Below are 22,440 nucleotides of genomic sequence, written 5' to 3' on the forward strand. Positions count from 1 at the left end.
CGGCCGGTGGAGCGTACACCGACCCTATCCCCGGCCCCTGTCGCCGTACAGTGTGAGGTCCCCTACGGGAAACTACCCGTTCCGGGGCCCACGGCACGCGCGACCCGCACCCGGCCCGTCCCGCGCGGACCGCTGTGCGAAGGTGGGGAGGTGGAGCCGATCGAGATCAACGCGGGCACCTGGTACCTGCGCGCCCTGCGCGCCGACGAGCGAATCGATGATCGGCCCGCGCTGGCGTCGGCCGGGATCACCGATCCCGGCTACGTGGCACGGCGCGGTGCCGAATGGGACGACGAAACTCATTTCTCCTGGGCGGTCTGCGAGCCGACCACCGCCGAGATGGTCGCCGAGATCGGCGTGACACCCGGTGACGACGCCACCGCGGCGGTGGGCGGTTGGGCCCGCCCCGGCTATGAGGAAGCCCTGGAAGCGGGTTTGGTCGCGGTCCGCCGCTTCACCGAAGCGGCGTTGGGGCTGCGGCCGCAGGCCGGGTGAGCGTTCAGCGCATCACCCCCGTGTGGCCGGTGGAGTAGCGGCCGGGCTGCGGCCAGATGACCAGTCCGTGCGGTCCCTGCCCGACCGGTATCCGCGCCAGCAGTTTCCATTCGGCGATATCGATGGCGTACACCTCGTTGTGATGTCGTCCCGCCACCCAGAACACCCGTCCGTCGGCGGAGATATTGCCCATGTCGGGACTGCCGCCGTCGGGCAGAAACCACTTGCGCACCAACTTTTTCTCGGCGAAGTCCCAGACGGAGATACTGCCCTCGTGCCGGTTGGTGATGAGCATCTGCTTCGAATCCCGGGTGACATACAGTCCGTGGGTGCCGTGGCCGGTGGGCACGAACCCGGTGTTGTCGAATGTCAGCGCGTCGAAGGTGTAGACACCGCCTGCTTCCATATCCGCGACGAAGAACGTCCGTCCGTCCGGCGACAGCTTGACGTCCTGCGGTTTGCCCGACGGGCCGGTGGGCAGATCGATGACCTTCAGCTGTTTACGTTCGGCCACGTCGAAAACCAGCATGCGGCCGATGAACTCGCAACTGGCCAGGGCGAGTCGGCCGTCGGCCGTGAAATCCATATGGTCGATGCCGGCGCAGTCGGGCACGGGTAACGTATGCACCTTCTGCCAGCTGCGCGGATCGTAGAAGTCGAGGGATTTGTCCGCCTCGGCCACGACGAGGGCGTATTCACCGTTCGGGGTGTAGTACATGTTGTACGGGTCCCGGACAGGGAACGACGCGCCGGGTTTCCCGGTCCGTGGGTCGATCGGCGTCAGGCTGCCGGCGCCGACGGGCATATCGTTGGTGACGTAGAGGGTTTGCAGGTCATAGGACGGCACCACATGCTGTGGTTCCTGCCCGCCCGAATGGAACGTGTCGATCACCCGGAAGGTGACGGGGTCGATCACCGACACCGAATCGGATTCGCTGTTGGGGACATACACCAGCTCCCGATGGCCGGTCACGGCCGGGCTCAGCTCGCGGTTCGCCGCGTACACGTCGTCCGGCCGCAGCGGTGGCGGCATCCCGGGCAGCAGGTGCTGCAGATGCAGGGGTGCGGTGGCCACCGTGGGTGACCTGGTGTAGTTGTCGGCGGGATCGGTCGTACCGGCCTCGCTGTTGGCGCAGCCGGCCACGGCCGCGCAGACCGTGAGCGAGACGAGGATTCCGCGGGGTGTCGCCTTACGCCGGTTCACGCGCGTCGCCCGCGAATGTGTGTGGTGAAGACGAGTGGACATGGTTGCGAAGCCTATGCGCCGTCCGCGGGCGCATCGGGCATCCGCGCCGCACCCCTTGACAATCATATGAAATAGGTATCAACACAGGTGGGACAGTGCCCGCTCCAGGGCGAACACGGCGGCGTCCAACTCGTCCGCCCGCACGGTCAACGGGGGGCGAAATCGGATTCCGCGCTCTCCGGTGCCCAGGAACAGCACCCGTTCGCGTTCCCGCAGTGCGGTGAGCACGGCGTCGCGGAAGTCGGGGTCGGGTAGCGTCACCGCGCACATGAGACCGCGTCCGCGCGGTTCGGTGACGGCCGGGTACCGGGCGGCGAGATCGTACAGCCGTTCCAGCAGATGGATGCCGAGCGCGCGGGCCCGTTCGATCAGGCCGTCGCGCTCGATCACTTCCAGGATGCGCCGGGCCCGCACCATATCGGCGAGATTGCCGCCCCAGGTGGAGTTGAGCCGGGAGGACACGGTGAACACATTGTCACCCACCTCGTCGACCCGGCCGCCGGCCATGATCCCGCACACCTGGGTTTTCTTCCCGAAGGCCACCACGTCCGGGGACAGGTCGAGTTGTCGATAGGCCCACGTGGTTCCGGTCATCCCCACCCCGGTCTGCACCTCGTCGAGCACGAACAGCGCGTCGTTGTCGTGACACAGCCGCTGCACGGCCTGCAGGAACTCCGGGCGCATATGTCGGTCGCCGCCTTCGCCCTGAATGGGTTCGGCCACGAAACAGGCGATTTCGTGCGGGCGCGCCGCGAAGGCGCGGGCGGCCTGGTCGAGGGCGCGCCGTTCGGCGGTCGCGAGATCGGGCTCCGCGCCGATATGCGGGGTTTCGATCCGTGGCCAGTCGAAGACCGGGAAACGCTCGGTCTTCACGGGATCGGTGTTGGTCAGCGACAGGGTGTAACCGGTGCGGCCGTGGAAGGCACCGGTCAGGTGCAGCACCGCGAAGTCGCGGTTACTGCCGGAAGGGGTTGCGCGGCCGTGTATTTCGTTGTGCCTGCTCTTCCAGTCGAAGGCGGTTTTGAGGGCGTTCTCTACTGCGAGTCCACCACCGTCGATGAAGAACAGGTGTGGCAGCCGAGGATCGCCGAGGACACGCGCGAAGGACTGTACGAAACGTGCCATCTCGACGGTGTAGACATCGGAGTTGCTCGGCTTGTTCAGTGCGGCGGCGGTGAGTTCGGCGCGGAAGCGGCCGTCGTCGGCCAGGGCGGGATGGTTCATACCGAGCGCGTTGGAGGCGAAGAAACCGAACATATCGAGGTAGACGGTTCCGTCGCGGGCGTCGACCAGGCGGCAGCCGCGTGAGGTGCGCAGGTCCAGTACGAGGTCGAAGCCGTCGGCGAGGATGCTCGCCGACAGGACCTCGTGTACGCGGATGGCGGGGATGACCGGGGCCGATATCGCGTCACCGCCCGCGCCGGGGTGCTCCAGTTCGATGGTCACACCCCGAAGGGTACGAAAAATTTAACGCCAACTCTATGGTTAAATGAAGTTGTTACGGTATGAGTCTACTTCTCGTAGAATGTCTGCAAAATAATCGTGCTTCGAGTTCGAACATTGGCCGTCGCCCGGATCTCCTGCAGCAGCTGTTCGAGGTGTCGCGGGGACGCCACCCGGACCAGCAGGACGTAACTCTCGTCGCCGGCCACCGAGTGGCACGCCTCGATACCGGGCAGATGCTGCAACAATGCGGGCGCGTCATCGGGTTGGGACGGGTCGAGAGGAGTGATGGCGACGAATGCCGACAGCAGCTGACCCAATGCCTCCGGGTCGACCTTCGCGGAATAGCCGCGGATCACCCCGCGCGACTCCAGCCGGCGTACCCGGGACTGCACGGCGGATACCGACAGGCTCGCCTTCTCGGCCAGATTCGACAGGGTCGCGCGTCCGTCCGCCATCAGTTCTCGGACCAGCAGCCGATCGATCTCGTCCAGGGCTGGTCTCGCCGGTGTTTCCGCCACCAGCGAAGGCTAACCCAGGCGCCCCGGTCCGTGAATACCCTTTCAATTGCCCACTCTTCGGCCGTGGCGGCTGTCCGCACACCGGCCGACCGATACCGTGGAGCGTCAGATGACCCGACTTCTCGGCGACCATGACACCCGCCGGTTGCCCGCGATCGCAGACACCCTGCTGCACTCCCTGGGAGTCGATATCCCCGGCCCCGGTGCTCTCGTCGCCCGCACCCCGATCACCGGGGAGCAGCTGACCACCCTGCGTGCCGACACCCGCGACGACGCCGATACCGCGATCGGGCGCGCCGCCGCCGCCTTTCACACCTGGCGTACGGTACCCGCCCCGCAGCGCGCGGCGGTGGTGCGGCGGCTGGCCGAACTGCTGCGGCGGCACAAGATCGCCCTCGGCCGACTGGTGACCCTGGAGGTGGGCAAGATCGAGGCCGAGGCCGAGGGCGAAGTGCAGGAGATGATCGATATCTGCGAATTCGCCGTCGGACTGTCACGGCAGCTCTACGGTCGCACCATGCCCTCGGAACGGCCGGGCCACCGATTGATGGAAACCTGGCATCCGCTGGGGGTGGTGGGCGTGATCTCCGCCTTCAACTTCCCGGTCGCGGTGTGGTCGTGGAACACCGCCCTCGCACTGGTGTGCGGGGACGCCGTGGTGTGGAAGCCGTCGGAAACCACGCCGCTGACCGCGTTGGCCTGTCATACCCTGCTGTGCCGGGCCGCCGAGGAGGTCGGCGCCGATCCGCAGATCCACCAACTGTTGCTCGGCGGCGCCGAAGTGGGGGCACGAATGGTCGACGACGAGCGGGTCGCCCTGCTCAGCGCGACCGGTTCGGTGCGGATGGGCCGCCAGGTCGCGCCGCGGGTCGCCGCTCGGTTCGGTCGGTGCCTGTTGGAGCTGGGCGGTAACAACGGCGCGATCGTCACCCCCTCGGCGGATGTGGAGTTGGCGGCGCGCGCCATCGTCTTCGCGGCGGCGGGCACGGCGGGCCAGCGCTGCACCACGCTGCGCCGGCTCATCGTGCACGCCGATATCGCCGGGCCCCTGCTGTATCGGCTCGAACAGGCGTACCTGCAATTGACCGTGGGCGTCCCGCTGAACCCCGCTGTCCTGGTCGGCCCGCTCATCGATGAACGGGCGTATACGGCCATGCAAGAGGCGCTGGAGCGTGCCCTCGCCGACGGTGGCGAACTGCTCTGCGGCGGCGAACGGGTCGACGGCTTCGGCGACGACGCCTTCTATGTGCGTCCGGCGATCGTACGGATGCCCGCGCAGACCGCGGTGGTGCGCGAGGAAACCTTCGCCCCGATCCTGTATGTGCTCACCTACCGTGATTTCGATACGGCCATCGCCCTGCACAACGGGGTGCCGCAGGGTCTGTCGTCGGCGGTGTTCACCACCGATCAGAGCGAGGCCGAACGCTTTATCGCGGCGGACGGATCCGACTGCGGTATCGCCAACGTCAATATCGGCACCTCGGGTGCCGAGATCGGCGGAGCGTTCGGCGGGGAGAAGCACACCGGGGGCGGCCGGGAATCCGGATCCGACGCCTGGAAAGCGTATATGCGCCGGGCCACCAACACCGTCAACTACTCCGCCGCGCCGGTGTTGGCGCAGGGAATCATATTCGGCTCCTGAGGGTGTACCGCCGACGGCGTGGGCGCGGAGCCCGTGGCCACGGCGAGCATCGGGAACGTAGATCCGACCTAGAGGCCGCCACCGACCCCGCGCGGTCCCGGGCTCCTGCGAGTCCGAGCCCCGCTCACCCACTCATCGGTCCCGAACCGATGCACTCCCACACCCACGCACCCTCCCCCATCCCACCGCACACTCCCCACCACACCCACCCCACATGCCGAGTCTTACGAGGCCCACAAAGGGTTGCGGCCCGTCTCGCGTTTCGGCCCCCGAAGCGCATGTGCCGAAGGCACGAGTCTCGGGGGCCGAAACGCGAGACCCGCCAGGGCCGCAACCCCGCGCCGCCGCCAGGCGGCGCCAAAAGACACAGCTACTTGATCTCGGCGAGTACCGTGCCCTGGGTGATGGCCGCACCGGCCTCCACGTTCAGCCCGGTGATCACCCCGGCCTTGTGCGCGTTGACCGGGTTTTCCATCTTCATGGCCTCGAGCACCACCACCAGGTCGCCGGCTTCCACGGTCTGGCCCTCGGAGACCGCGACCTTGACGACGGTGCCCTGCATCGGCGCGGTCACGGCGTCGCCCGAGGCGGCACCGCCGCCCGCGCCACCGCGCTTGCGCGGCTTCGGCTTCTTGTGGACAGCGCCGCCGGCATTGCCGGCGCCGCCGCCGATGCCGAACTGACCTGGCAGCGACACCTCGACCCGGCGCCCACCGACCTCGACGACCACGTTCTGGCGCGGCGTCTTCTCCTCGTCATCGATCGGCTCGCCGCCGGTGAACGGTTCGACGGTGTTGTTCCACTCGGTTTCGATCCACTTGGTGTAGACGTCGAACGATTCGCCGGTGCCCACGAACGCCGGGTCCTCGACAATCGCCCGGTGGAAAGGGATGACCGTGGCCAGGCCTTCCACTTGGTATTCGGCCAGCGCGCGCCGCGCCCGTTCCAGCGCCTGTGTCCGGTTCTCGCCGGTGACGATCAGCTTGGCCAGCATGGAGTCGAACTGGCCGCCGATCACGCTGCCGGCCACCACGCCCGAGTCCACGCGCACGCCGGGGCCGGTCGGCTCCTTGTAGACGGTGATCGGGCCGGGAGCGGGCAGGAAGTTGCGACCCGCGTCCTCGCCGTTGATACGGAACTCGATGGAGTGGCCGCGCGGGGTCGGATCCTCGGTGAACTCCAGCTTCTCGCCGTTGGCGATGCGGAACTGCTGACGCACCAGGTCGATACCGGAGGTTTCCTCGGTGACCGGGTGTTCGACCTGCAGGCGGGTGTTCACCTCGAGGAACGAGACGGTATCGCCCTGAACCAGGTATTCCACCGTGCCGGCGCCGTAGTAGCCGGCCTCCTTGCAGATGGCCTTGGCCGATTCGTGGATGCGCCTGCGCTGATCGTCGGTGAGGAACGGCGCGGGGGCCTCCTCGACCAGCTTCTGGAAGCGGCGCTGCAGCGAGCAGTCGCGGGTGCCCACGACGATCACATTGCCGTGCTGGTCGGCAAGCACCTGGGCCTCGACGTGGCGGGCCTTGTCCAGGTACTGCTCGACGAAGCATTCTCCGCGTCCGAACGCCGCGGTGGCCTCGCGGGTGGCGGATTCGAACAGTTCGGGGATCTCTTCGATCGAATGCGCGACCTTCATACCGCGCCCGCCGCCGCCGAACGCGGCCTTGATCGCCACCGGCACGCCGTACTTCTTCGCGAATTCGATGACCTCGTCGGCATTGGCGACCGGGTCCTTGGTGCCCGCGGCCATCGGCGCGTTGGCGCGTTCGGCGATATGCCGGGCGGTGACCTTGTCGCCGAGGTCGCGGATGGCCTGCGGGGGCGGGCCGATCCAGATCAGGCCGGCATCGAGCACGGCCTGGGCGAAGTCGGCGTTCTCGGACAGGAAGCCGTAGCCCGGGTGGATCGCGTCGGCACCCGACTTGGCGGCGGCGTCGAGGATCTTGTCGATCACCAGGTACGACTCCGCCGAGGTCTGCCCGCCGAGGGCGAAGGCCTCATCGGCGAGTTCGACGAAGGGCGCGTCGGCATCGGGTTCGGCGTACACCGCGACACTCCCGAGACCGGCGTCCTTGGCCGCCCGGATGACACGCACGGCGATCTCGCCTCGGTTAGCTACGAGTACCTTCGTGATCCGAGCGTTGGCTTGGCTGGGCACTGAGCCTCCTGTGTGCAATCTCTGTGTTCGCTTCGCGGGATGGGTCGCTGCGCAGGCTCCTGCTCCCGTAGGCGGAGTCCGCGACCCCGGCCGGTGTGGAATCGGATCGGTCGCTGGGCGGGTTCCGCCGAAGTGGGTTCGGATCCGCTGCGCGGGCTCCGCGCCCATAGTCGACATTTGTCGTCTCGGGCGAGTGTAGGCAGTCTGCCAACAGACGCGGAACCCGGATAGCCCTACCGGAGAGTAGGTCGTAGATCACACTCCCGCGACCCCGGCATCGAACCGCGTCGACAAACCACCCCTCACCTGCGGGGAAACTGCCGGCAAGCGCACTCCGCCACCACAAGGCCCTTTCACCCGACCGGCGACATCCCGAAGGATGGATAGCGAATCCGGGATAACAGCCCCCGTCGACACCTTCGTGGACGCCTCACTCCGGTGGTCGACCCGCCACGGCTCCCGACCGCTCGGAGCGACATCGCGTCGGCGGATTCGCGTAGGGAGAGGGCCGGGGTCACGAGCGCCCCGCCGGGATCACGAGGACCCGCCCGCACCACCGCTGGGCGGCGCAGTCCAACACGGCCGCCCCGGCTCCGGACCATCCGCATCGACATCGCGCAGCGGCGACCCGGCGGAAGGCAGACCCCAGGCTCACGAAACCACAAAGGGTTGCGGCCCGTCTCGCGTTTCGACACCCGAAGCGCATGCGCCGAAGGCGCGAGTCTCGGGCGCCGGAACGCGAGACCCGTCAGGGCCACAACCCCGCGCCGCCGGAGGCGGCGCCATCGAACACGGCTATGGGCATACGGACCGCGTTTCCCCATTCGGTCCAGGACCCGTCATAATTACGTACCGAGTCGGCACCGAGCAGGTATTTCAGGACGAACCAGGTATGGCTTGCCCGTTCCCCGATACCGCTGTACACCACCAGCGGGCCGGCGTCGGTGAGTTCGCCGTATACCGTGTCCAGCGCGTCGCGGTCGCGGAATCGCCCATCGGGGCCGACCGCCTCGTTCCACGGCAGGTTCACCGGGCTCGGTATGTGACCGCCGCGCAGGACCACGTCCTCCCGGGTGGTCGGCGGGCTCACGCGTTCGCCCGCGTACTCCGCCGGTGAGCGCACATCGATCACCGAGTCGGTCCAGGACCTCTTCTCGGAATATGCGGTCCGTTTCGTCGTCCCGCCGGACTTGCGGGTATCGGCCGGGTGTCGGACAGGGCGAGTCGAAGGCGGTGTCCCGGGACTCGCCGATCCAGGCGTCGCGTCCGCCGTCGAGCAGTCGGACGTCGGCGTGTCCGAAGAGGGCGAACACCCACAGCGCGTGCGCGGCTCGGGCATTGGCGCGGTCGCCGTAGAGCACGATGGTGTCGTCGCGCTCGATTCCTCGGGCCCGCATCAGCTCGGTGAACCGGGTGCCGTCGATATAGTCACGGGTGACCGGATCATCGAGGTCGGTACGCCAGTCCAGTTTGTCCGCCCCGGGAACGTGACCTACGTCATAGAGGTGCATATTCACGTCGCATTCGAGGACCTTCAGACCGGCCGCGCCGATATTCGCCGACAGCCACTCGGTGGTCACCAGCCGGTGCGGATTCGCATAGGAGGCGAAAGCGGGATGTGGATCCGGTGCAACGGGCACGTTCAGGGTCCTTCGCACGTATGGGTAGTGGACGGAGCGGGTTCGGATCGCATCCTGCATGGTATGTGTGACGTGAAGTGAACCGGATTCCCGTGCGAATCGGGTGAACGGACGATTAAATCGCACGTGCATCCGATAAAGTCTCCCCGGAGGAGGGGTGAGCTATGTCAGATTCTTGGCCTCGGCGGCGCTTGCTCGCGATCCTACGCGGCGCGAGCGAGCCCCTCGATGCCCAGGAATTGGCCAGGATCACCGGACAGCATGTCACCACCGTCCGGTTCCACCTCGATATCCTCACCCGCGAGTCTCTGGTGCGCCAGTTCCAGCAGCCGCCGCGGGGGCGGGGCCGCCCCAGGATCGGGTATCGCGCCGTACAGCGGTCCGTCGGATACCAGGACCTCGCCCAGATGCTCGCCGATCAGCTGGGCCCCGATCCGGCGAGCCGGGAGGCGGCCGGAGTGACCGCCGGACGCGCCTGGGGCGCCAAGATGGATGTCCCCGACCAGCCTGTCACCACGCTGCGTGAGGTCCGAGAGCTGGCCGTCTCGCTGATGTCGGAGCTGGGGTTCGCCCCGGAGCGGGATTCCTCGCGCGATACCGACGACCAGGTCGTCATCCCCTTGACCGCCTGTCCATTGCGGGATCTCGCTCGCACGCACTCCGAGGTGGTGTGCGGTGTGCATCGCGGCATGCTGGAAGAGCTGTTGAACCGCAACGGCGCCGGGGACGTCGTCCAGGTGGCGTTGACCCCGTTCGTCTCCGACGAGGTTTGCGAGCTGCGTATGCGGCTGTGCGGCGAACAGCCGGACAGCCCACCCGCCATGGCGGCCGATGTGGTTTCGGCCGTATCCGCGCGGGGCGGGCCGCCGCGGGTAGTGGAGCCCATCGGCGCTTCGGCGGATCCGGGGGTTATGCCCCCGAACGGGGTTCCGCGATCGGCGGACCTGATCGGCCCGTCGGGTCGGATGGTTCCCCCGTCAGGCGGGAGCGCGCCACAGTTGGGCGACACCGATGCCGACATCCTGGAGCAGTCGGCGCAACAGTGGTAGACCGATTCCCACCACGCTCGAGGGGTCGCCCTCGATTCGGTCGACGAACCATCCGCCCAGTCCGTCCAGGGTGAAGGCGCCGGCGACCCGGAGCGGTTCCCCCGTGGCGATATAGGCGTCCAGTTCCGTGGGTTCCGGTTTGGCGAAATGCACTGTGGTGGCACTGCAGTCGACCGCCTCCGCGGTAACGGCCGGTTCGGCGGACCCCGTGGCCCGCAGGCGCAGCACACAGTGGCCGGTGATCAGGTCGGCGTTGCGCCCGGCCATGGCCTGCCAGCGATTCCGGGTGACCTCGGGGGTATGCGGTTTCCCTTGCAGGACACCGTCGAGGAGCAGCATCGAATCGCAGCCCACCACCACGAGGTCGTCCCCGAGCCCGGTGAGGTCGTCGGAATCGGCGAGGGCGGTTGCCACGGTTCGGGCCTTGGCCCGCGCCAGTTCGTTCACCACGGCGTGCGGCGTGGTGTCCGCCGGCAACGCTGCGATCACAGCGTCCTCGTCGACATCCGATACCCGGACGAGCGGGTCGATTCCGGCCGCGCGTAGCACGGACAGCCGGGCCGGTGACGCGGAAGCGAGAACCAGCCGGATCAAATTCCTGCCCTCCCTGGGGTCAGTAGCGCAGATTCGACAGGTGGGGGTAGGAGTAGGGCGAGGACGGCGAGGTTCCGCGGTGCAGCAGTGTCGGAATTCCCCACAGATCCCGCGGTCCGGTCGGTGCCGTATCCGTCCCGGCGCTCGCGGCGGCGGCAGCGAATACACATACCAGCGCGGCGATCTCTTCGTCGGTCGGTGCGCCCTTTTCGATCACGAGAAACGGCTCCCGGCCCCCGGCCGTCGTGGCGGCAGTGCTCGTATCGGCGTCGCCCGCGGGCTCGTTTGCTGTCGGCTCGGCGGTGAGGTCCAGTTCGGCAGCGGCCAACACTTCCTCTTCTGCCACTATCGTCACGGTGCCAGGTCCTCTCTCTTGCCTTGATCGGGCGTCGGGACGCCCGGTTCGACCATCACCCGGCGGCGGTGGTGCCTGTCGACATTCTCTCCGTCCGGCACCGTCGCCGACGGCATTGTGCGGCCTAATGAGCGTATCGCCGGATCACAGGGGAATGTTGCCGTGTTTCTTCGGCGGCATGGTCACCATCTTGCGTTCCAGCAACCGCAGCGCCGAGACGATCTGGCCGCGGGTGTGCGACGGCGGGATCACGGCGTCCACGTAACCGCGCTCCGCCGCGACGTACGGATTGACCAGGGTGTCCTCGTACTCGTTCTGCAGTTCGAGACGCAAAGCGTCCACGTCGGCACCCTCTTTGGCGGCCTCGGTCAGCTTCTTCCGGTAGACGAACCCGACGGCCCCGGAGGCACCCATGACGGCGATCTGAGCGGTCGGCCACGCCAGGTTCACGTCGGCACCCATGTGCTTGGACCCCATGACGTCGTAGGCGCCACCGTAGGCCTTGCGGGTGATGATCGTGATTTTCCCCACAGTGGCCTCGCCGTAGGCGTAGAGCAGCTTCGCGCCGCGGCGAATGATGCCGTTGTACTCCTGGCCGGTACCGGGCAGGAAGCCGGGAACGTCCACCAGGGTAATGATCGGGATGTTGAACGCGTCGCAGGTGCGCACGAATCGCGCCGCCTTCTCCGAGGCGTCGATATCGAGACAGCCGGCGAACTGGGTGGGCTGGTTGGCCACGATCCCGACGCTGCGCCCGTCGACGCGGCCGAAGCCGACGATGATGTTCATCGCGCGCTCGGCCTGCACCTCGAGGAATTCGTCGTCGTCGAGCAGGCGACGAATGACCTCGTGCATATCGTAGGGCTGGTTCGGCGAGTCCGGGATGAGGGTGTCCAACTCGAGGTCCTCGTCGGTGAGCGAGTCCTCGATGGCGCCGTCGATGGGGTCGCTCGCCGGGTAGCGCGGCGCCTCGGCCCGGTTGTTGCTGGGCAGGTAGGACAGCAGGTCCTTGACGTAGTCGAGGGCGTCCTGCTCGCCGGAGGCGACATAGTGCGCGACGCCCGACTTGGTCATATGGGTGTGCGCGCCGCCCAGTTCCTCCATGGTGACTTCCTCACCGGTGACCGTCTTGATGACGTCCGGGCCGGTGACGAACATCTGGCTGGCCTGGTCGACCATCACCACGAAGTCGGTGAGCGCCGGGGAGTAGACGTGTCCGCCGGCAGCGGGGCCCATGATCAGCGAGATCTGCGGGATCACGCCGGAGGCCTGGATGTTGCGGTGGAAGATCTCGCCGTAGAGACCGAGCGAGACCACGCCTTCCTGGATACGGGCGCCCGCGCCCTCGTTGATACCGATCAGCGGCCGGCCGGTCTTGAGCGCCAGGTCCATCACTTTGACGATCTTCTCACCGTAGACCTCGCCCAGACTGCCGCCGAACACGGTGACGTCCTGGCTGAAGATGCACACGTCGCGACCGTCGATGGTGCCGTAGCCGGTCACCACGCCGTCACCGAGCGGACGATTCGCCTCCAGGCCGAAGTTCACGCTGCGGTGCCGGGCCAAGGCGTCCAGCTCGACGAAGGAACCCTCGTCGAGCAGTGCGAGGATGCGCTCCCGGGCGGTCATCTTGCCCTTGGCGTGCACTTTGTCGACGGCGGCCTCGCCCATCGGGTGCTTGGCCTGTTCCAGCCGGTTCCGCAGATCGGCCAGTTTGCCGGCGGTGGTGTGGATGTCGGGGGCACCCGCCGATCCCGGCGTAGGCTGCTGGACACTCGTCATGGCTCGGAGTGTAACCAGTGCCAATGCGTTCCGTTAACCCGGGAAGGGCTACTCATCAGTAGAGCCCAGTGGAGAAAAGTGCAGGTGGGCAAGGTTGTCCACTCCGGAATGTTCACCGCGAACCGACATGGTGACGGTTCACGATGAACATGTCGGGCCGCCGTCGACCACCGGCGACATGCTGATGAGGTACCCGAAACGGGGCCATGAGTCCGAACACCACATCCCGCCGTGTCCTCGGGCGTATCGATCCGGCGCGCTCCGAGCGCCTGCGTCCCTGCCGGGCCCGAGTGAAGGGGTGTACTCGGCGTCGCCCGTGGGGATGGCACAGCGTGGAACAGGGGTGTCCACCATTCGGAGCTTCGCCGGGCTGCCCGCGGTGCCGTGGTCGAGTGCGCGTACCGTGCCGGCGCGGGTACGGCTCGGGCCATGGACACCCGGGCCGCCCCGCCGAGCCTGGCCACAACCCGGGCATAGAGCCGGTGACGATGATGAGCGGCGCGGCACCCGAGGCCTTCGCGGGCGGCCGCCCGTGCACTTCGGAGCCGGTGCGGCACGGCTCCGCGTGCCTGCGACCACCGCGACCACCTCGACCCGGGACCCCGGTGGCCGGAAAATCGCTTTCCCCGCCCAGGGGCCGCGGAATACCCTGGAATAGCTCGATTTCCCGAGCGAGGGGAGGAAATATCATGTGGCACTGGAGCACACGGGTGGCCGAGCACGCCCGGGCGGCGGCCTTCACCCGGGTCGAATACGAACCGGAGCCGACTGTCACCGAACCCGAGTTCGCGGTCGAAACGGACGAGGACCGCCACGACGACGGGAATGGGCTCGTATGCCGAGCGGGGGAATCCGAGGCGATGCCGATCGGGTATGCCTTGGCCGGCTAGCCCCGGTCCGGGTCCTGGCGCTCGGTTGCCGAGTAGCCTGCCGATGTGCAGAGGCCACCGTTGGATATCGAACAGTTGCGCCGCGATCTCACCACGGTCCCGGAATTGGGTTTCTTCACCGGGATCGATGTGGTGCCCTCGACCGGATCCACCAATGCGGATCTGATCGCTCGCGCCGCGGACCCGGCCGTCGACCGGGTCGTCCTGATCGCGGAAACCCAGGAGCGGGGGCGGGGCAGGCATTCCCGTTCCTGGTTTTCGCCGCCGCACGCCCAGATCGCCATGTCGATCCTGGTGCGGCTGCCGCGGATCGAGCCCGTCGCTCTGGGCTGGCTTCCGCTGCTCACCGGCGTGGCCGCGGTGGACGCGCTGCGCGCGACCGCCGGGGTGCCCGCGACCTTGAAATGGCCCAATGACGTTCTGATCGAGGGCCGCAAGGTGGCGGGCATCCTCGCCGAGGTCGCCGCGAGCGGAGCGGCGCCCGCGGTGGTCGTCGGTATCGGGGTGAACGTGAGCCTCACCGAGGCCGAGCTCCCGGTCCCGCATGCCACCTCGCTCACCCTGGCGGGCGCGACGGTGGATGACCGCACGGTGCTGGTGACCTCGCTGCTCACCGGATTCGCGCGTCGCTTCACCTCCTGGAGCGCCGCCGGTTGGACGGTCGACGAGCTCGCCGCCGCCTACCGCGCCTACTGCTCGACCCTCGGTTCCCGAGTCCGCGCCGCCCTCCCGGGCGGCCGTGCCCTCACCGGAACCGCCCGCGATATCGACTCCTCCGGCCGTCTGCTCATAGACGGCGAACCGGTATCCGCCGCCGATGTCACCCACCTGCGTCCCGAGGACTGAGGGCCCTGATCACCGAGCGGCCCGAAACCACTGTGGTCGAAGTCGTTCCGCGTCCTCGGCGCCGAATCCACCCTCTCGTCCGGGTAGCACCGCAGGCCGGAGCGGACGCGCTCGGCCATCGGCCGGCGGTGCGTCGAAAACCGGGCAGCCCAGTGGCGGTATCCGGAAACTCCGCGGCATACGTGGGATCGCGGGCGGAACCGTGTCGGACGAGGTCGGGGTGCGCCGGAAGATCGTGCGTAGGTCCTCGCCGGTCGCGATGCGCTGCGATATGTCCTCGGTGACGGGTTGTCGCCGGCCCGGCCGGTGCCGCGGTACGCGAACCGTGCGAGCCCACGGGGGAATCGGACCTCGTGCGGGCGAATCCCGGGTTTGTCTCGGCATTGTGGCCTTCACACGCGGTAGGGTTCGGCCATGGGTTATCCGGAGGATGTGCTGGCGCCCTCAGAACAGCTGATCCTGCATCGACATCCGCATTGGAAGATGCTGTTCTGGCCGGTCGTGACCCTCGTCGTCGCCACCGCCCTGGTCGGGTTCGCGGGCGGGCTGGCCTGGCGCAATCTCGAGGCGCCGGTCCGGTCGCCGGTGCTGCTGCTGATTCTGGCGGTGTGGCTGGGTGTGGCGGTGTGGCGGTGTATCGCTCCGGTGCTCCGCTGGAAGTCGACACATTTCATCGTGACCGACCGTCGGGTACTGGTGCGGGCCGGTGTACTCACGCATACCGGTATCGATATTCCGATGAGCCGGATTTCGAGTGTCCAGTTCCGGCACGGGTTGTTCGATCGGCTGCTCGGTACCGGAACGCTGATCATCGGCTCCTCCTCGGAGGAGCCCCTCGAATACGACGATATTCCCGCGGTGGAGCAGGTGCACGCGCTGCTGTACCACCAGGTGTTCGACGCGGCGCGGGACGACTCCCGCTGATGGGGGCGAGCGGCCCGGTCGTTATCGGTACGAACCGTAACCTGGTCCCATGATGGCCGTATTACTGGGCGAAGACGACGACGCGATCGCCGCGCCGCTATCGCGTGCGCTGGGCCGCGAGGGCTACTCGGTCACCGTGGAGAGTTTCGGTCCCGAGGTGCTGCGGCGCGCCCTGGAAGACCGATACGACCTGCTCATCCTGGATCTCGGGTTGCCCGGTATGGACGGTTTGGAGGTATGTCGGCAGGTGCGGGCCCGCGGCGCCGAACTGGCCGTGCTCATGCTGACCGCGCGCACCGACGAGGTCGATTTCGTGGTCGGACTGGACGCGGGCGCCGACGACTATGTCGGCAAACCGTTCCGGTTGGCGGAACTGCTGGCCCGGGTGCGTGCCCTGCTGCGGCGCAGCGGTATCGGTGACGACGCGGTGGAGGTGGGCGGTATCCGGTTGGAGCCCGCGGCCCGTCGGGTTCTGGTCAACGGCGTCGAGGTGGGGCTGGCCAATAAGGAGTACGAATTGCTCAAGGTGCTGATCGATCGCGCGGGCCAGGTGGTGCCGCGCGAGACGATCCTGCGCGAGGTGTGGGGCGATGTCGAACTGCGCGGGTCCAAGACCCTGGATATGCATATGTCCTGGCTGCGCCGCAAGATCGGCGACGAGGGGCCGATGGCCGAACGCCGTATCGTCACCGTGCGCGGTGTCGGTTTTCGGCTGAACACCGACTGACGTGCGGCGCCGGATTCTGCGGTCGATGCTGGCCGTGCTGTTGTTGACCACTGTGGTGCTCGGGGTGCCGCTCACCTATACGGCCTGGTTGTGGGTGGAGGACATCACCCGTAACGATCTGCGGAACAGGTTGGAGCGGATCGCGATCGAGCTGATCGCACAGGAGGCCGGCGACGGCACCGTGCACGACGGCCTGGATCTGCGCACGGTGCGTCCGCTGGTCCCGGAGGCGGGCAGGCTCACCATCGTCTATCCCACGCCCCGCGACAGTGCGGCGCAGCTGGACCTGGGGGCCGATACCGTCTCCGAACCGATGGTGGAGTCGCTGTCGATGGGCTCCTCGGGGTCGCTACGGCTCGAGGTGTCCAAGGCGCCGATGCAGGCCCGGCAGCGGCAGGCCGTGGCCGGGGTGGCGTTCGCGGTTCTGCTGTCGCTCGCCGCGGCGATCACGGTGGCGGTGCTCACCGCGCGTCGGGTGGCCGATCCGATCCGGGATGTGGCCGCCCGCGCCGCCCGGTTGGCGATGGGTGATTTCCGACCGGACCCGCGGAGACACGGTATTCCCGAACTGGACCGCGTTTCCGATGTGCTGGATTCGGCGACCGTGGAGATAGCCGGGCGCCTGCAGCGTGAGCACGCGCTGGTCGCCGATGTCTCGCATCAGTTGCGCAGCCGGCTCACCGCGGTGCGGCTGCGATTGGACGAACTGTCCACACACGACGATCCCGCGGTGGTGCACGAGGCCGAGGAGGCGATGGCCCAGGTCGACCGTCTGACCGAGGCGATCGACGAACTGGTGCGCGCATCCCGGGACGAGGACGCCGCCGACCGTGATCCGGTGGTGGTCATGGACGAGTTGCGCGGCATCGTCACGGAATGGAACCACCCGTTCCGGGATGCGGGCCGGATATTGCGGCTGACCGGCGACGAATCGCTGCGAGCACCGGTGAGCGGGTCACGGCTGCGGGAGGCGGTGACCGTGCTGATCGATAACGCGCTCATGCACGGCGGCGGCACCTGCACCGTATCGGTGCGCACGGTGCGGCCGGGCGGTAACCGGGAGCCACTGGTATGCGTGGAGATCGCCGACGAGGGCGAGGGGGTCAGCGATGAGCTGGCACCGCATATCTTCGACCGGGGTTTCTCGGGCGCCGGGTCGACGGGCGTAGGCCTGGCACTGGCCCGGGCGCTTATCGAGGCCGACGGCGGCCGGTTGGAGTTACAACGGCGGCGGCCCGCGCTGTTCGCGGTGTTCCTGGGCACACCTACGGCCACACGACAGCCGAACCCGGCGCTGACGGAACCGCGCTGAGCTGTGTCTTTTGGCGCCGCCTTCGGCGGCGCGGGGTTGCGGCCCCGGCGGGTCTCGCGTTTCGGCGCCCGAGACTCGTGCCTTCGGCACATGCGCTTCGGGCGCTGAAACGCGAGACGGGCCGCAACCCTTTGTGGTTCTGATGACCTTGGGTTTGCCTTCCTGCGCCACCGCTGCGGGCGGGTGAGCCGGGCGGACTGGGTTGAATTGCGCCGCTTGGTGATGGCGCTGTGGGGTCTTTGTGACCCGGGTCTTCTCTGCGCGTCGCCGCTGCGTGACGTCGCGCTCTGGTCGGGGCGGGTCTCGACCGTGGGGCGAGGCGTTCGAGGAGGTGGGGGTGGGGCTGTGTGGTGCGGTACCGCTTCGGGCGACGCCGTCGGTGCGAATGGGGGTCCGGGTGGGCCTGCCCGATGGGGAGGAGTGCTCTCGGCTAATGGCCGAACTGGCGGCGTTCCTCTTCCACGAGGTCCTCCCATTCCTCCATGATCTGTTCCATCTCGTCCGGAAACACCCAGCGGCGCATCGCCCAGAAGCGGAAGGCCATCTGCAGCAGGTTGCCGATGACGTAGGCGCTGAAGAAGTCGGCGATGTTCTCCACGGTGAAGCTGACCGTGGGCTGCTGCAGGTGGAAAGCGTAGCGGGACAGGTACAGCGGTAGGAAGCTGAGCACCACCCCTACGCCGCTGACCGCGAAGAACAGCAGCGCCTCGTGATGGCGTTCCCGGCCGCCGCGGTTCTTGAACGACCATTCGCGGTTGAGGATGTAGGAGGCGATCACCGCGATCACACCCCCGATAATCTTCGCCGTCACCGGCTTCTCGGCGAGAACCGTCCACTTCAGGATGTAGAAGATGCCGCTATCGATCACGAAGGTGGTCGCGCCGACGATGGCGAACTTGATCAGCTCGCGATGACGGTAGGCGATCTCCTGTAGAGATGTGGGGAGGACGCTGACCACGCCGTCGACGATTGACACAAAGCCAGAGCATACCGCTCCGGCGTTTCGGCGAGGCCCTGGCGGTTCCGGTGGTGATTCGGAAGACGGGCCCTGGGTGATATCGGCCGGTTACCGGCATGACAGTATTGACCGACGTGAGTGCACGTACCTTCGATTCCGCGGCGATGCCGACCGTCACCATGATCGGCGGCGGGCAGTTGGCGCGGATGACCCATCAGGCGGCCGTGGCGCTCGGTCAGCGGCTGCGGGTGCTCGCCGAGCGTCCGGACGATCCCGCCGCCCAGGTCAGTCCCGATATCGTCATTGGCAGTCACACCGATCTGGCCGCCCTGCGCCGGGCCGCCGTCGGTTCACATGCGCTGACCTTCGACCACGAGCATGTGCCCACCGAATACCTGGAGGCGCTGGTCGCCGAGGGGGTCAATGTGCAGCCGCCGCCTTCGGCGCTGCGCTTCGCGCAGGACAAACTGGCCATGCGCACCGAACTGTCCGCGCGGGGCCTGCCGGTGCCGGCCTTCGCCGCGGTCGAGTCCGAGGCGGACGCGGTGCGGTTCGGCGAGGAACACGGGTGGCCGATTGTGCTCAAGGCGATCCGCGGCGGCTACGACGGCCGCGGCGTGTGGATGCCGGCCGATGCCGAGGCGGCCGCGAAGATCGCCGCCGAACAGCTCGGACGCGGGGTACGCCTGTTGGCCGAGGTTCGGGTTCCGTTGCGGCGCGAGTTGTCGGCGATGGTGGCGCGTTCCCCGTTCGGGCAGGCCGCGACGTGGCCGGTGGTGGAGACCGTGCAGCGGCACGGCCAGTGCGCGGTGGTCATCGCGCCCGCGCCCGATCTGTCGGAGGACCTGGCCACCGCGGCGGAGTCGATGGCACTGCGGTTGGCGCAGGAACTGGGCGTGGTCGGTGCCATGGCGGTGGAGCTGTTCGAGACCTCCGACGGGGAACTGCTGGTGAATGAGCTGGCCATGCGCCCACACAACTCCGGCCACTGGGGTATGGACGGTGCCCGCACCGGTCAGTTCGAACAGCATCTGCGGGCGGTACTGGACTATCCGCTCGGCGATACGAGTCCGCTGGCGCCGGTGACCGTGATGGCGAATATCCTCGGCGCGCCCGAGGCGCCCGCCATGTCGATGGACGAACGTCTGCACCATCTGTTCGCCCGGATGCCCGACGCCAGGGTGCACCTGTACGGCAAGAGCGAACGCCCGGACCGCAAGATCGGGCATGTGAACGTGCTCGGCGACGATGTCGCCGTGGTTCGGGAGAAGGCGGAGCGCGCGGCGTACTGGATGTCGCACGCGGTATGGACCGACGGATGGGACCCACATGAGTGAGACAGCGGACGACTCCGTGGTGGAGGGCAGTGCCCCCGGAACGCCTGCCGTGGGCCTGATCATGGGCAGCGATTCCGACTGGCCGACAATGGAGGCCGCCGCCGAGGCCCTCGCCGAGTTCGGGGTCCGCTTCGAGGTCGGCGTGGTATCCGCGCATCGCACCCCGCAGCGGATGCTCGACTATGCCCGCGACGCCGCCGGTCGCGGTCTGCGAGTCCTGGTCGCCGGTGCGGGTGGGGCCGCCCATCTGCCGGGTATGGTCGCCTCCGCGACCGCGCTGCCGGTTATCGGCGTCCCCGTCCCGCTGAAGTACCTGGACGGTATGGACTCGCTGCTGTCGATCGTGCAGATGCCCGCAGGTGTCCCGGTGGCCACCGTTTCCATCGGCGGCGCGCGCAACGCGGGTCTGCTCGCGGTCCGCATCCTCGCCGCCCACGACCCGGCCCTGCGCACGCGCATGGAACAGTTCCAGGCCGGTCTGGAGAAGATGGTGCTGGAAAAGGACGAGGCGCTGCGCCGGCGCCTGCTGGGCTGACGCGTACCGGCGGTGGACGACCGTCCCCGATTCGCCCGGCCGGATTCCCGCCCATGACATGCCCGCATAATCGGGCCCGCGAAGACGACCTCACCGGCAGCGCGATTCCGGCTCGATGTGGTCGTCGCGGTATCGGGTGGGTTCGGGTCGGTCCCGGAAGACCACCCACCGCATGGCGGCATACATATAGGCCGCCTCGCAGGCCCCGGCCAGCAGCCGGGAGATGTGGTACTGGACGCCGAGTTCGGCCAGTCCGACGCCGACTCCGAGGATGAAGGCCAGATAGTTGACGACCACGACCACGGCGTACGCCATGAGCTGGCGTTCGACCGGGGCGTGGGAACGGAAGTTGAAGACGCGGTTCAGCAGGTAGGCGAGCCCGAACGCGCAGATGTAGGCAAGCGTCACCGACAGCCACCCGGGCAGCCCGAACCCGCTGCGCAAGGCGGTCAACAGCACCAGATCGACGCCGAAGGTGAAGCTGTTGACGATCGCGAAACCGAGGAAGGTCGGGGCGACGATACGCTCCAGTCCCCAGGGCAGGTGGGCGACGACCGCCACGCACCACCGGGTGTATCGGTCCGCCCAGGTCTCGGTGCGGGTCGCCGGCTCGTGCACGCCGTCAGCGTGCCGGAACGAGATGTCCGGGAGATGAGCGACCGGCAAACACCGGTCCGGCCGCGAACAGGAGCTGTCGATCGGGTCACGAAACCCATGCTTTGCTGTTTCGGCAAATTTCCTTGCTGTATCGCCCAGGGGTTCGGATAGTCGTCGACGAGGAGGTGGTCCGGGTGACCGAACAATTGAACGACGACTACGACGTGGTGGTGGCAGGCGGTGGCGCCGCCGGCCTGAACGGGGCCCTGATGCTGGCTCGTGCGCGCCGGTCGGTGCTGGTGATCGACGCCGGCGAACCGCGTAATGCCCCGGCTTCGGGGGTGCACGGATTACTGGCCCGAGAAGGGATGCCCCCAGCCGAACTGCTGGAACGGGGGCGGGCCGAGGTCCGCGGTTACGGCGGCCGGGTGGAGCCCGGGCGGATCACCGCGGTATCCCGGGGTGCGGCCGGTTTCACGGTCACCCTGGCCGACGGCCGCGCCGTACACGCACGCCGACTGCTGGTGACGACCGGGCTGGTCGACGAACTACCGGATATCCCCGGCCTGCGGGAGCGGTGGGGCCGCGATGCCCTGCACTGTCCGTACTGTCACGGCTGGGAGGTGCGCGACCGCGCGATCGGGGTGTTGAGCACCGGTCCGATGTCGATGCACCAGGCGCTGCTCTTCCGTCAGTTGAGCGAGGACGTCGTCTTCTTCACCCATACCCGGCCCGCCCCCACGGAAGCCGAGGCGGAACGCCTGGCCGCCCGCGGTATCCGCGTGGTCGAGGGGGAGATCGCGGGATTGGACATCGTCGACGACCGGCTCGTCGGTATCCGGCTCGGCGATGGCACAACGGTCGCCCGGGAGGCCGTGGCGGTGGGGCCGCGAATGGTCGCGCGGGCGGAGTTCCTGGACGGTATCGGGTTGCGGGCCGTGGAACATCCGGCCGGGGTCGGCCTGCACATACCCGCCGACGCCACCGGTCGCAGCGAGGTGCCCGGCGTGTGGGTGGCGGGCAATGTCACCGATCCGTCGGCCCAGGTCGGCGCCTCCGCGGCGGCCGGCGCCTTCGCGGGCGCCCAGATCAACGCCGACCTGGTGGAGGAGGAAACCCATCAGGCCGTGGCGGCCTACCGAGACGGTTCCGCCACGGGGTCGTACGCGGCGGTCGGTGACCCGGTTGCCGGGGCGGGCCGCCGCTGAAACGGATACCTCGCGGCGCCGGCCGCCGGACCGAGATACACGACGGTCACCGCCGCGCCGGTGCGGGGTCGTCGGTGTCGGGCCGGACTCACGGGTAATCGGCGTCGGGACGAAGGCAGGGGTGGCGAGGTATCCGGCGTCGGGCCGATCACCGGCCGTGTCCGGATCAATTCGGGTA

Annotated in this window: 20 protein-coding genes and 1 pseudogene; 11 read left to right on the plus strand and 10 right to left on the minus strand. The window is 68.1% G+C overall.

The genetic code is table 11. The features are described from left to right. Window positions 1–150: 150 nt before the first annotated feature. On the plus strand, window positions 151–495 hold the full coding sequence (locus tag ON20_RS05030; RefSeq protein ID WP_040833766.1) for a hypothetical protein: 345 nt from the start codon (window positions 151–153) through the stop codon (window positions 493–495). A gap of 4 nt (window positions 496–499) precedes the next feature. On the opposite strand, the gene ON20_RS05035 is transcribed toward ON20_RS05030, so the two are convergent. From ON20_RS05035 to ON20_RS05045, 3 genes are all read right to left on the minus strand, one after another. Then, on the minus strand, window positions 500–1,741 hold the full coding sequence (locus ON20_RS05035; RefSeq protein WP_051161670.1) for a YncE family protein: 1,242 nt from the start codon (window positions 1,739–1,741) through the stop codon (window positions 500–502). A gap of 78 nt (window positions 1,742–1,819) precedes the next feature. After that, window positions 1,820–3,187, minus strand: a complete 1,368-nt coding sequence (gene lat / locus ON20_RS05040) for an L-lysine 6-transaminase (RefSeq protein ID WP_083864661.1) — start codon at window positions 3,185–3,187, stop codon at window positions 1,820–1,822. Between the two features lie 65 nt (window positions 3,188–3,252). Beyond that, window positions 3,253–3,705, minus strand: a complete 453-nt coding sequence (locus ON20_RS05045) for an Lrp/AsnC family transcriptional regulator (protein ID WP_040833768.1) — start codon at window positions 3,703–3,705, stop codon at window positions 3,253–3,255. A gap of 109 nt (window positions 3,706–3,814) precedes the next feature. Between ON20_RS05045 and amaB the strand changes: the two genes are divergently transcribed. Then, a complete protein-coding gene (amaB, locus tag ON20_RS05050; protein ID WP_083864663.1) occupies window positions 3,815–5,347 on the plus strand; it encodes an L-piperidine-6-carboxylate dehydrogenase in 1,533 nt (510 codons plus the stop codon). 370 nt (window positions 5,348–5,717) lie between these two features. Here the strand turns inward: amaB and ON20_RS05055 are convergent, their stop codons facing one another. Both ON20_RS05055 and ON20_RS05060 read right to left on the minus strand, forming a co-directional pair. After that, window positions 5,718–7,508 carry an acetyl/propionyl/methylcrotonyl-CoA carboxylase subunit alpha gene (locus ON20_RS05055; RefSeq protein ID WP_040833769.1) on the minus strand — a complete coding sequence of 597 codons (1,791 nt, stop codon included), beginning with the start codon at window positions 7,506–7,508 and terminating at the stop codon, window positions 5,718–5,720. A 748-nt stretch (window positions 7,509–8,256) separates the two neighbouring features. Beyond that, window positions 8,257–9,148 (minus strand): annotated as a pseudogene (locus ON20_RS05060) (sulfurtransferase). 164 nt (window positions 9,149–9,312) lie between these two features. Between ON20_RS05060 and ON20_RS05065 the strand changes: the two are divergent. Then, window positions 9,313–10,197, plus strand: a complete 885-nt coding sequence (locus ON20_RS05065) for a helix-turn-helix transcriptional regulator (RefSeq protein WP_040833770.1) — start codon at window positions 9,313–9,315, stop codon at window positions 10,195–10,197. On the opposite strand, the gene ON20_RS05070 is transcribed toward ON20_RS05065, so the two are convergent. The 3 genes from ON20_RS05070 to ON20_RS05080 form a co-directional block, all read right to left on the minus strand. Next, window positions 10,126–10,791, minus strand: a complete 666-nt coding sequence (locus ON20_RS05070) for a Maf family protein (protein ID WP_040833771.1) — start codon at window positions 10,789–10,791, stop codon at window positions 10,126–10,128. The two genes, ON20_RS05065 and ON20_RS05070, sit on opposite strands and share 72 nt — an antisense overlap. Before the next feature lie 19 nt (window positions 10,792–10,810). Then, window positions 10,811–11,146 carry an acyl-CoA carboxylase epsilon subunit gene (locus ON20_RS05075; protein WP_040833772.1) on the minus strand — a complete coding sequence of 112 codons (336 nt, stop codon included), beginning with the start codon at window positions 11,144–11,146 and terminating at the stop codon, window positions 10,811–10,813. 144 nt (window positions 11,147–11,290) lie between these two features. After that, window positions 11,291–12,928: an acyl-CoA carboxylase subunit beta gene (locus ON20_RS05080; protein WP_040833773.1), complete on the minus strand. Its 1,638-nt coding sequence runs from the start codon at window positions 12,926–12,928 to the stop codon at window positions 11,291–11,293. A gap of 689 nt (window positions 12,929–13,617) precedes the next feature. Between ON20_RS05080 and ON20_RS05085 the strand changes: the two genes are divergently transcribed. The 5 genes from ON20_RS05085 to ON20_RS05105 all read left to right on the plus strand — a co-directional run bounded on the left by ON20_RS05085 (window position 13,618) and on the right by ON20_RS05105 (window position 17,627). Further along, window positions 13,618–13,818 carry a hypothetical protein gene (locus tag ON20_RS05085; RefSeq protein WP_040833774.1) on the plus strand — a complete coding sequence of 67 codons (201 nt, stop codon included), beginning with the start codon at window positions 13,618–13,620 and terminating at the stop codon, window positions 13,816–13,818. 45 nt (window positions 13,819–13,863) lie between these two features. Further along, window positions 13,864–14,664 (plus strand): biotin--[acetyl-CoA-carboxylase] ligase, encoded by an 801-nt coding sequence (locus ON20_RS05090; protein WP_040833775.1) that lies wholly within the window; start codon window positions 13,864–13,866, stop codon window positions 14,662–14,664. A gap of 414 nt (window positions 14,665–15,078) precedes the next feature. Next, window positions 15,079–15,588 (plus strand): PH domain-containing protein, encoded by a 510-nt coding sequence (locus ON20_RS05095; protein WP_040833776.1) that lies wholly within the window; start codon window positions 15,079–15,081, stop codon window positions 15,586–15,588. 49 nt (window positions 15,589–15,637) lie between these two features. Next, the gene (locus ON20_RS05100) at window positions 15,638–16,315 is read left to right on the plus strand and encodes a response regulator transcription factor (protein WP_040833777.1); all 678 of its coding nucleotides are present in this window, start codon (window positions 15,638–15,640) and stop codon (window positions 16,313–16,315) included. A gap of 1 nt (window position 16,316) precedes the next feature. Continuing rightward, window positions 16,317–17,627 carry a sensor histidine kinase gene (locus ON20_RS05105; protein WP_040833778.1) on the plus strand — a complete coding sequence of 437 codons (1,311 nt, stop codon included), beginning with the start codon at window positions 16,317–16,319 and terminating at the stop codon, window positions 17,625–17,627. Window positions 17,628–18,057: 430 nt separating this feature from the next. Here ON20_RS05105 and ON20_RS05110 read toward each other — a convergent pair whose 3' ends face one another. Further along, a complete protein-coding gene (locus ON20_RS05110) occupies window positions 18,058–18,603 on the minus strand; it encodes a GtrA family protein (RefSeq protein ID WP_040833779.1) in 546 nt (181 codons plus the stop codon). Between the two features lie 98 nt (window positions 18,604–18,701). On the opposite strand from ON20_RS05110, the gene ON20_RS05115 reads away from it, so the two are divergent. Together ON20_RS05115 and purE are read left to right on the plus strand one after the other, a co-directional pair. Beyond that, entirely contained in the window at window positions 18,702–19,922 is a 1,221-nt protein-coding gene (locus tag ON20_RS05115; protein ID WP_051161672.1) for a 5-(carboxyamino)imidazole ribonucleotide synthase, read from the plus strand. A 61-nt stretch (window positions 19,923–19,983) separates the two neighbouring features. Continuing rightward, entirely contained in the window at window positions 19,984–20,457 is a 474-nt protein-coding gene (gene purE / locus ON20_RS05120; protein WP_040833835.1) for a 5-(carboxyamino)imidazole ribonucleotide mutase, read from the plus strand. Window positions 20,458–20,547: 90 nt separating this feature from the next. On the opposite strand, the gene ON20_RS05125 is transcribed toward purE, so the two are convergent. After that, window positions 20,548–21,075: a GtrA family protein gene (locus ON20_RS05125; protein WP_051161693.1), complete on the minus strand. Its 528-nt coding sequence runs from the start codon at window positions 21,073–21,075 to the stop codon at window positions 20,548–20,550. A gap of 173 nt (window positions 21,076–21,248) precedes the next feature. On the opposite strand from ON20_RS05125, the gene ON20_RS05130 reads away from it, so the two are divergent. Then, a complete protein-coding gene (locus ON20_RS05130) occupies window positions 21,249–22,262 on the plus strand; it encodes an NAD(P)/FAD-dependent oxidoreductase (protein ID WP_040833837.1) in 1,014 nt (337 codons plus the stop codon). Window positions 22,263–22,440: the final 178 nt, after the last annotated feature.

The sequence above is a fragment of the Nocardia brevicatena NBRC 12119 genome, assembly GCF_000308495.1.
Lineage (GTDB): Bacteria > Actinomycetota > Actinomycetes > Mycobacteriales > Mycobacteriaceae > Nocardia > Nocardia brevicatena.